The sequence below is a fragment of the Chryseobacterium sp. NFX27 genome (genome assembly GCF_049887855.1).
GTDB lineage: Bacteria > Bacteroidota > Bacteroidia > Flavobacteriales > Weeksellaceae > Chryseobacterium.
In genome coordinates this window covers 66579-76492 of the sequence record NZ_JAGEKK010000022.1, presented here as the reverse complement: position 1 = coordinate 76492, position 9914 = coordinate 66579, and the positions used below count along the sequence as shown (strand labels likewise).

At 37.6% G+C, this 9914-nt stretch carries 10 protein-coding genes; 6 read left to right on the top strand and 4 right to left on the bottom strand.

The features are described from left to right. Nucleotides 1–309: 309 nt before the first annotated feature. From J4Q03_RS19145 to J4Q03_RS19130, 4 genes are all read right to left on the bottom strand, one after another. Nucleotides 310–558, bottom strand: coding sequence for a DUF6952 family protein (locus tag J4Q03_RS19145; protein WP_034727575.1), 249 nt, complete (start codon nucleotides 556–558; stop codon nucleotides 310–312). Further along, entirely contained in the window at nucleotides 558–866 is a 309-nt protein-coding gene (locus J4Q03_RS19140; protein WP_040999045.1) for a thioredoxin family protein, read from the bottom strand. The genes J4Q03_RS19145 and J4Q03_RS19140 overlap by 1 nt, the downstream gene beginning before the upstream one ends. A gap of 121 nt (nucleotides 867–987) precedes the next feature. Continuing rightward, nucleotides 988–1620, bottom strand: a complete 633-nt coding sequence (locus tag J4Q03_RS19135) for a peroxiredoxin (RefSeq protein WP_426049712.1) — start codon at nucleotides 1618–1620, stop codon at nucleotides 988–990. Between the two features lie 171 nt (nucleotides 1621–1791). Next, entirely contained in the window at nucleotides 1792–2988 is a 1197-nt protein-coding gene (locus J4Q03_RS19130) for a pyridoxal phosphate-dependent aminotransferase (protein WP_426049711.1), read from the bottom strand. Between the two features lie 165 nt (nucleotides 2989–3153). Between J4Q03_RS19130 and J4Q03_RS19125 the strand changes: the two genes are divergently transcribed. The 6 genes from J4Q03_RS19125 (at nucleotide 3154) to J4Q03_RS19100 (ending at nucleotide 9876) form a co-directional block, all read left to right on the top strand. Next, a complete protein-coding gene (locus J4Q03_RS19125; protein WP_426049710.1) occupies nucleotides 3154–3981 on the top strand; it encodes a GLPGLI family protein in 828 nt (275 codons plus the stop codon). A 123-nt stretch (nucleotides 3982–4104) separates the two neighbouring features. Next, complete coding sequence (locus J4Q03_RS19120; protein WP_426049709.1) at nucleotides 4105–5442, top strand: M20/M25/M40 family metallo-hydrolase; 1338 nt, start codon at nucleotides 4105–4107, stop codon at nucleotides 5440–5442. 98 nt (nucleotides 5443–5540) lie between these two features. Next, a complete protein-coding gene (gene rsmG / locus J4Q03_RS19115; protein ID WP_426049708.1) occupies nucleotides 5541–6176 on the top strand; it encodes a 16S rRNA (guanine(527)-N(7))-methyltransferase RsmG in 636 nt (211 codons plus the stop codon). Nucleotides 6177–6238: 62 nt separating this feature from the next. Beyond that, a complete protein-coding gene (locus J4Q03_RS19110) occupies nucleotides 6239–6643 on the top strand; it encodes a hypothetical protein (protein WP_426049707.1) in 405 nt (134 codons plus the stop codon). A gap of 6 nt (nucleotides 6644–6649) precedes the next feature. Then, entirely contained in the window at nucleotides 6650–7186 is a 537-nt protein-coding gene (locus J4Q03_RS19105; RefSeq protein WP_426049706.1) for a DUF922 domain-containing protein, read from the top strand. After that, nucleotides 7183–9876 (top strand): PD-(D/E)XK nuclease family protein, encoded by a 2694-nt coding sequence (locus J4Q03_RS19100; RefSeq protein WP_426049705.1) that lies wholly within the window; start codon nucleotides 7183–7185, stop codon nucleotides 9874–9876. The genes J4Q03_RS19105 and J4Q03_RS19100 overlap by 4 nt, the downstream gene beginning before the upstream one ends. Nucleotides 9877–9914 lie beyond the last annotated feature (38 nt).

Below are 9914 nucleotides of genomic sequence, written 5' to 3'. Positions count from 1 at the left end.
CAAGTACATCTAAAAAATAATGTGAAATTAAAAACCTATAAAAAACAAAATCAGAATAGAAAAATTCCTACTCTGATTTAATTATATTTGGGTAATAAACCTAGTCAACCTTTTTCAGGACTAGTCAGGATTCTTCGATTTATCTAAACAAGAGCAACAGCATCAGCAATGGCATATTACAGAAGCTTTGAAGCAGATGTTAATTAAATTAAAGAATTGAGAAAATATAGTATCGAGGAAAGCCTCAGTAGTATTGTGTTTTATAATCTTTTTCTTATTAAATCTTTCAATGATTCAATAGGAAAAAAACTACTTGTCAATGGATCCTAAGACCTTCTGTGCAAAAGAATTTAGAGCGTCTTTTTCGCTCATTCCGTTCTGAACGCTGGCGTGCACTTCCAAGGCACCGCAGATATTGGTGATCAGCTCTCCTGCTACATTCAGATCTTCTTCGCTGGTTCCTCTGAACTCGCAGAAGCTTTCTAAAACCTCTAATGTTTTTTCAAGATTCTCCGGCGTCTGGTTCTGATAAAACTGTCTGATTACGGGTAACTTCATTACTGTATTTCTTTAAAAAGATTAATTAAACTTTCAGCCTGGTTGCTCTGTACCTGGTTGACCAATTCACCGTTTTTAAACACTGCGAAAGTAGGAAGGTTGTCAACCGTTGCTAATTTTCTGCTTTCAGGAAGCTTTTCAGCATCTACATATAAGAAAGGGATGTCTTCGTTTTCTGATGCTAATTTTTTGAATTTAGGCTTCATGATTCTGCAGTTTCCGCACCATGTGGCACCATACTGAACAACTACTTTTTCATTGTCGTTCACGATATTCTGTAAAGTATCTTCTGTTAATTCTGTGTACATAATTTTATTTTTTAGAAAAAATAAACAATGCAGCAGTCTGATAATTTACCAGTTTAACAATTAAAAATATTGAATTTCAAATATTGGTACATTGTTAGACTGCTACATTGTTATATTAAATTTAGTTCTTAGCTAAGTATTCTGCTGTAGAAGTTCTGTCCGCTTTCATAGCATCTTTTCCTTCTTCCCAGTTGGCAGGACATACTTCACCGTGCTTTTGAACGTGTGTGTAAGCGTCAATCAGTCTTAAATATTCTTTCACGTTTCTTCCAAGAGGCATATCGTTTACAGACTCGTGGAAAATTTTTCCGGTTTCGTCGATTAGGTATGTTGCTCTGTAAGTTACGTTAGAACCTGTGAAAGTTTCCTCGCCATCTTCATTGTATTCGAAATCCTGATCTACAATTCCTAAGATGTTGGCCAGTTGTCTGTGAGTATCAGCTAAAAGCGGGTAAGTTACTCCTTCGATACCTCCGTTATCTTTTGCTGTATTCAACCATGCAAAATGTACTTCGTTGGTGTCACAAGAAGCACCGATTACTTTAGTGTTTCTTTTTTCGAATTCACCTAAAGCATCCTGGAAAGCGTGAAGCTCTGTAGGACATACGAAAGTGAAATCTTTCGGATACCAGAATAAAATTACTTTTTGCTGGTTAGAAGTAGCTTCTTCAAGGATGTTGATTCTAAGATCGTCACCCATTTCAGACATAGCGTCGATTGTTACATTTGGGAATTTTTTTCCTACTAAAGACATAATTTTCTGTTTTTATATTAAATTTTCTTGTGCAAATATATAACTATTTCATCTATCGAACAAATCAATATCGATAAATAAAATCTATAATTGTTTTTAATGGTTCCAAAGGAAAAAAGCCCTGAAATCAGAGCTTTTTGTTTACTTTATACTAATTTTTATTCAGTCTGATTATGAATTGAACGATGCCAATACATCCTTAATTCTTTTCATTGCTTCTCTCAGATCTTCTTCAGAAGCTGCATAAGAAAATCGGATACATTCAGAGCTTCCGAAAGAAACGCCGCCTACACATCCAACATGAGCATTTTCCAGTAAGAACATCGCAAAATCATCAGAGTCTTTAATCTCCGTACCGTTCAGATTCTTTCCGATATAGTGGGAAATGTCCGGAAAGAAATAAAATGCTGCCTTTGGAAGTAAAACTTTAAATCCTGGAATCTCTTTCATCAGGTCATATACCAGATCTCTTCTTTTCTGGAAAGCATCAATCATGTATTTATACTCGGAAGGATCTGTTTTTAAAGCGGTAATAGAAGCCCTCTGCGCCACCGTATTCGCTCCGCTGGTCATTTGTCCCTGAACCTTTTCACAGGCTTTTGCCAGCCATTCCGGACAGGCAGAATATCCTATTCTCCACCCCGTCATTGCGAATGCCTTAGACATTCCGTTGATCACTGCAGTCTGCTCATAAACTTCAGGAAACTGGGCGATGGATGTTGTTTTTGTTTCGTAATTGATGTATTCGTAGATCTCGTCCGAAATTACCGTCACATGAGGGTATTTGGCAATCACTTTCGCCATTGATTTTAGTTCATCATACGTATAATAACCGCCGGAAGGGTTACACGGAGAACTGAAAAGAATAGCTTTTGTTTTATCTGTAATGGATTCTTCAAGCTGCTCGGCAGTTATTTTAAAATCTGTAACATAAGAAGTCGGAAGCATCACCGAAGTTCCGCCCATCATTTTCACCATTTCATCATAGCTTACCCAATAAGGAGCCGGAAGAAGCACTTCATCACCATCATTGACCACGGAGGCCAGTACATTTAAAATAGCCTGTTTAGCACCATTGGAAACACAGATCTGGGATGGCTTATAGTCAAGATTGTTGTCTCTTTTTAATTTATGGGCAACGGCTTCGCGAAGTTCAAGAAACCCGGGAACAGGAGAGTAGTGGCTGTAGTTTTGGTTAATCGCATCAAAAGCGGCCTGTTTGATATTGTCCGGAACATCAAAGTCCGGTTCGCCAAGTGTCAGACTGATCACATCAACGCCGGCGGCCTTCATTTCTCTTGCTTTGTTTGACATTACGAAAGTCTGTGAGTAACCTAATCTTTTTACTCTATCTGAAAGTTTATCCATGTGGGTCTTTTTGAATTTTAACAAATATATAATAAAAACGTTTCGCCGGGAAATAAAACTGGGGCCGAAAAAAAAGATTTTTGTCAGGTTTCAATTTATTCACTAGATTTGGAAATGGCTGATTCAGCCTGTATTCAACAATATTTTAACCTATTTTCTCAAAAAATGTACAGATTTTTGTTTTTATTATGGGCTTCTTTTTTTTCGGCCCAGAGCTACCGTTTTGTTTACGAATACAAAATGAAACCCGATGCGGAGAAAAAAGATTCGGTGGTAACGGACTATATGAATCTGGATACAGACGGGAAAAAGTCCTATTTTCAGAATGGAGTAAAATACGAACGGGACTCTGTCTACAATGCGGACAGAAGGTATCCGGCTCTTTTAAAGAGCAGGCAGTATGACCGTAATCTGAGTTATACTGTAGAAAAAGATTATACTGAAAAGACCATTCATTTTTACGACAAATACAAAACGGTAAGCATTATAACCTCGGATAATGAAGCGCCAAAATGGAAAATTGAGAATGATTTCAAGAAAATTAATAACATGAACTGCCAGAAAGCAGTAGTGGATTATAAAGGCAGACAATGGGAAGCGTGGTTCAGCAAAGACTTTCCGGTAAATGATGGCCCTTATAAATTCAGTGGACTTCCGGGACTTGTTGTTTCCGTAAAGGACAGTGAAAATGATCATAGCTTTGATTTGATTCAGATCAAAAAGATCAGTAAGGTGGTTTCTTTTATTCCTAAAAACAATAAGCAGATGGCCAATAGTGAATACCGAAAGCTCATTAAGAATTATACCTTTACTCCTGCAGACGATATTTCCGGTATGAGTGTGGATTCCAAAGCCGGAATCATGGGGCTGGAACTGAAAGACGGATACGTAACCCAACTGGATTATAATGAACTCAAAAAAAGCGGAAAACAGATGGATGCTTTGATTGCCAGGAAACTCAGAATGACCAATAATCCAATTGAAAAAGATTAAAAATAAATGAGGCTGCTGAAAAGCAGTCTTTTTTATGTACCCAAGATACTTGTAAAATCTTATGTGAAAAGATATTTTCAAACTCCTATGTTTTGTATATTTAATCTTTCTTATATCTATCATATGAAATATGCTCTCCTTTTACTGTTGATTCCTTTTGCCGGGTTTTCTCAGGTACGGACAAAAGATGGTGAAATAAAGAAATATGTTTCTGAAGTAAGCTCAGATTCTTTAAAATCCTATATCGGTAAGCTGGTAAGCTTTCATACCAGGCATACTTTAAGCTCGGTGGAAGATAAAAGCCAGGGAATAGGAGCGGCAAGGAGCTGGGTGCTTAGTAAATTTAAAGATTATGCAAAGAATTCCGGAGGAAGAATGGATGTGTACTTACAGCAGGAAAACATTCAGCCGGATGGAAAACGAATAGATAAAACGACCGACCTGGGAAATCCTATAGCTTTTCTGAAAGGTACAGATCCCAATGATAAAAGAATTTTCCTGATTTCTGCACACCTGGATTCCCGGGTTACCGATGTAATGAACAGAACTTCATCTGTGCCGGGGGCCAACGATGATGGGAGCGGAGTAAGCGCTGTTATAGAAGCTGCACGAATTTTGAGCAGATCTTCCTTTCCCGCATCTGTTATTTTCGTTACTTTTTCCGGAGAGGAACAGTCGCTGCTTGGATCTAAACTTCTGGCAGATAAAGCTAAAAAAGAAAACCTGCAGATAGAAGCTGTTCTGAATAACGATATGATCGGAAATGCTAAAGCAGGAGAAACTGGAGAAATCAATAACCGTACATTAAGGGTTTTCAGTGAAGGGCTGCCTTACGCAGAACTCGATAAAAAAGCAATGGGTATAAGAAATCTGGGACTTGAAAATGACAGTGAATCCCGGCAGCTGGCCCGGTACATCAAAGAAATTGCAGAAGAATATGTGAAAGGACTGGAGGTCAAATTGATCTACAGGAACGACAGGTTCCTGCGCGGAGGAGATCATTCCAGTTTTGTCAGTCAGGGATTTCCTTCCGTAAGGCTTACCGAATATTATGAGAACTACGATCACCAGCATCAGGATGTAAGAGTCGAAAATAATAAGCAGTACGGAGACCTTCCTGAATTTATAGATTTTAACTATCTGAAAAGGAATGTAGCTGCCAATATTGCTGTTCTGGCCAGTCTTGCCAAAGCAGCTTCAAAACCCGAACGGGTAGAAGTAATGGTTAAAGAGCTTACCAATTCCACTTCATTGCGATGGGAAAAGCCAAAATCCGGAACGCCGGCGGGATATTATATTCTTGTAAGAGAAACTGACAGTCCGGTTTGGCAAAAGAAGATTTTCACCAAAGAACTCTCCATTAAAATCCCACTTTCAAAAGACAATTATATTTTTGCGGTTCAGACCGTTAATCAGACAGGGAATTTAAGTGTGCCCGTTATTCCGGGTATTACCAGATAATATTACCTTACTGAAGCTGAAATTTAAAGTCTGGTCCGGACAACTTCATTTGAATACAACAGAAATAAAACTTATTTTTGTAGATTATAATAATTCATATGGCAGCATCGTTACTATTAAAATACTTTCCTGATCTTACGGAGAAGCAGATCGAGCAGTTTTCCCAGTTGGAGAAACTGTATAATGAGTGGAATGAAAAAATCAATGTGATCTCACGAAAAGACATGGAATCGCTGTATGAGAAGCATGTTCTGCATTCTTTAGGAATTGCAAAAATAATGGAATTTGCACCTGGTACAAAGGTGCTGGACATTGGAACAGGAGGAGGTTTTCCGGGAATTCCCCTGGCAATTTTATTTCCGGAAACAGAATTTACTTTAGTTGATTCTATTGGAAAAAAGATTACGGTTGTAAAAGCAGTGGCAGAAGGAATCGGGCTGACGAATTTAACGGCCGTTCACGGAAGAGCAGAAAAGGTAAAAGAAAAGTTCCATTTTGTGGTAAGCCGGGCTGTTACCCAGATGCCGGAATTCCTCAGATGGCTGAAAGGAAAGTTTGAGAAAGAACAGTTTAATCCCAAACACAACGGAGTTTTATATTTAAAAGGCGGTGACCTTGCAGAAGAATTAGCCGGAATTAAATGTGAAATCTTCAATCTTAAAAACTATTTTGATGAAGAATTTTTTGATACTAAAAAAGTGATTTATGTATCAAAAGGCAATTTTAATTCTTGATTTGTTTAAATTAAGGAATAATTTTTGCTGAATTTTTATTGATAATCAGTAAATTTAAGGTTATGAAAAAACTTTTAAACATTGGATTTTCTGTATTGTTTTCGGGAATGGTTTTTATTTCCTGTGAAGACGATGATTACCAGACTGTACAATCTGTAGAAAAAATAAAGATAGACAGCGTTAAAATCATGCAGGATACTATGGATGTGTATTCAATACAGAGCATTAAAACGTATTCTGCCTATTCTTCCCAGTGTGAGGGTTTTTACGGATATGAGTATATTCATGACAGCGACGTGGAAAGATCTGTTACTGCTTATAAATATACTACAGATGGGCCTTGTACGCAGGGAACCTATGTGGGAGCCAATCAGATCAATTTCAGCCCACGCCAGACAGGAACGTATACCTTTAAATTCTGGAATGGTGGCAGCAGCTGGATCACCAAAACAATTGTAGTTGAATAATAAATAATGAAATGGATTTCACTTTGCTTTTTTCTTTTTGCCAATGCTCTTTTTGGGCAGAAAATTATCTGGCAGGAAGATCGAAAGCTAGTCTGGGACAACTTTAAAAGCCCCGTAAACAGAAAAAACAGACCTGATGTAGCTGCTTATACCCATTGTGGCTGGGAATATTCTGTAGTGAAATCTACCAATCCAAAATCTCCGGTTAAAATTGAGATCATGGCTATTTTTAATGAAGACAGGTCCTGGAAAGATGTCAAAAAAATAAATGATTATATCCTCCTGCATGAGCAGAAGCATTTTGACATTGCAGAAATGTTTGTTAGAAAATTCAGAAAAGAAATTCAGGAAAAGATCAAAACTTCCGGTGATTACAACAAAAATTTTAAAGCAGTTTACAGCAAAATATCAAACGATTACAAAAACTTCCAGATGTCCTATGACAGAATTACAGAACATGGAATGAATAAAGAAAAGCAGGCAGAATACAATGCCATTATTGCTGAAGAACTGGACAACTTAAAAAGCTACAAAGCCTCTTGAAATTTCTCAATAAGATCATCCACGAACTGCTGGCCCAAAACCCAGACCTTTCGGAGTTCAATATCGTGCTGCCCGGAAAACGTCCCATCGTATTCATCAGGCAGATCTTAGAAGAAAACCATTATTCAGGATTTCTTCCCAATTTTTTTACCATAGAAGAGCTGATTGACAGGATTGCAGATAAGCAGCCTGTTCAGGGAATCTCTCTGTGGCTTTTTGCCTTTGATGTCTACCGGAGTCTAGGTCTTATCCCGAAAGATGATTTTGCGGACTTTTTAAAGTGGTTTCCAACCCTTCAGAAGGATTGGGATGATATCCTGAAGTTCTCTGAAAGTGATGAGGCTGTTTTACAGTATATGTTTGATGAAGAAAGGATTAAAGTATGGGCCCAGGATCTCGGCGAAGATGATGATGTTCCCCGTAAGAAATTCCTTAATTTCTGGCAGAATATGAATATTTTTCTTCCTATTCTAAAGAAAAAACTCCAGGAAAAAAACTGGGCGACCTCAGGGATGATTCATGAAACCGCCAAAGCTAGGATCGTTGATTTTGCTGAGCATACTTCCGAGAATTTTGTATTCTGTGGCTTCAATGCTTTTACACCGGTGGAAGAGAAGCTGGTGAGGAGCTTACTGCGTCGGAATAAAGGACAATGCTTCTTTCAGGCGGATCATTATTATTTTGATGATGAAAGGCAGGAAGCCGGAAAATTCCTCAGGAATCACAAAACATGGAAAGAGTTTGATGATAACAGGGCTTTTCAATGGATAGAAGACGATTTTAACCAGCCCAAAAATATCAGGGTTTATGAAGTCTCCGGAAATGTGACGCAGACGAAAGTGCTGCCTGAAATATTTAAGGAAATTGAAAATAAAACCTATTCTAACACCGCCGTGGTATTGCTGGATGAAAATCTTCTTCCGGCAAGTCTGGATGTGATGTACGGTGTTGAAAACCTGAATATAACCATGGGGTTTCCGTTGAAGAACCTTTCTTTTTCCAATGCCGTAAAACAGCTTTTCTATCTTCAGAAACAGCTGGAGAAGAATAAATCTTCCTATTACTACAGAGATATTTTTCCGATCCTTGAAGAGCTTCCGAAATCTACTGAGGATGAGTTGATTATCAGTAATTTCAGAACAAAAATAGAAGAACGGAATATCGTTTATATATCAAAAAAACTCTTAGAAGAACTTCTAAACGGACTTTCTTACTATGGACTTCTTAAAAAAGCAGATCATACGGACATTTACCTGGATATGCTTATCGCTTTCTGTAAAAGGATCAAATGGCTGGAAATAGATGATATCCAATATGAAAACGTTTCCCATTTTGAGAATGCGTTCAGAATTATTAAAAACCAGCTCAGCCCATATGATTTTGAGATCAAAATGGAAACGCTGGAAATCCTGATCAACCAGCATGTTAATTCAGAAAGTATAGATTTCCAGGGGGAACCGCTTCGTGGCCTCCAGATTATGGGACTTCTGGAAACCCGTCTTTTAAACTTCGAAAATGTAATCATGCTTTCTGTGAATGAAGGGAAGCTTCCTTTGGGAAATTCACAGAATACGTATATTCCGTTCGATATCAGAAGGTATTTTGACCTGCATACATTCCTTGAAAATGACAGCATTTACGCCTATCACTTTTACAGGCTGATCCAGGATTCCCAAAATGTACATCTTCTGTACAATGCACTCAGCTCCGGAGTCAATACGGGAGAGAAGAGCAGATTCATCACTCAGATTGAAATGGAGAGCTCCCATAAGATAGAACATCTCATTATTGAAAATTCTTCCGAGCCTATTGCTTCGCAGCCGATAGAAATTCTGAAGACGGAAATCGTGATGGAAAGGCTTCAGAAATGGAAAGAAAAAGTATCTGCTTCCCACCTTACCAGCTATCTTTACAATCCTATAGATTTTTATCTTTCCAAGATATTAAAGACTTCTGAAACGGATGAAATAGAAGAAGAACTGTCAGTTAAAAATTACGGAAATCTGGTTCATTATTCACTTCAAGAAGTATATGAATTACTTAAAGGTAAGGTATTAAAAGAAAAGGATTTACAAAATTCAATTAAAGATATAGATCAATATATTAATGTGGCTATTGAAAAGCTGAAACACCAACCTGAATTCTATGAAAAAGGGATGAATTTTATTCACAGGGCTATTGCTAAAAAAGTGATAGAGAATGTTCTTAACCATGATCTTGAACTGGTGAGGAGTGGCCATACTCTGGAGATATTAGATATTGAAAAAAGATTCGAAAATGTAGATTTTTATCTGGACGGCAGTGACAAGATTTCTTTCTTCGGATTCATTGACAGAATAGACCGACTGAACGGAACTTTAAGAATTATTGATTATAAAACGGCAAAAATCAAAAATCTCACAGTAAAAATAGATGAAAACAATGTAGATGAATATTTCCATAACAGCGAAAGAAAACAGGCCCTTCAGCTCTGCATTTATCATTATGTGGTACAGAATCTTCCGGAATTTTGGGGACTTCCTATAGAAACGGGAATCTGGAGCTTTGCGGAGGCTAAAAAAGGAGTGGTTTCCCTGCAGTTTGACAAAGGAAATATTGATGACGCCATGCAGTCTGTAAAGAACCTTATCCTGGAAATATTGAACCCTGATCTCAGTTTTATTGAGAATATCAAGCCTTATTCCAATTAAAAATGCACTCCATTGCTGAAGTGCATCCATTTGAAATG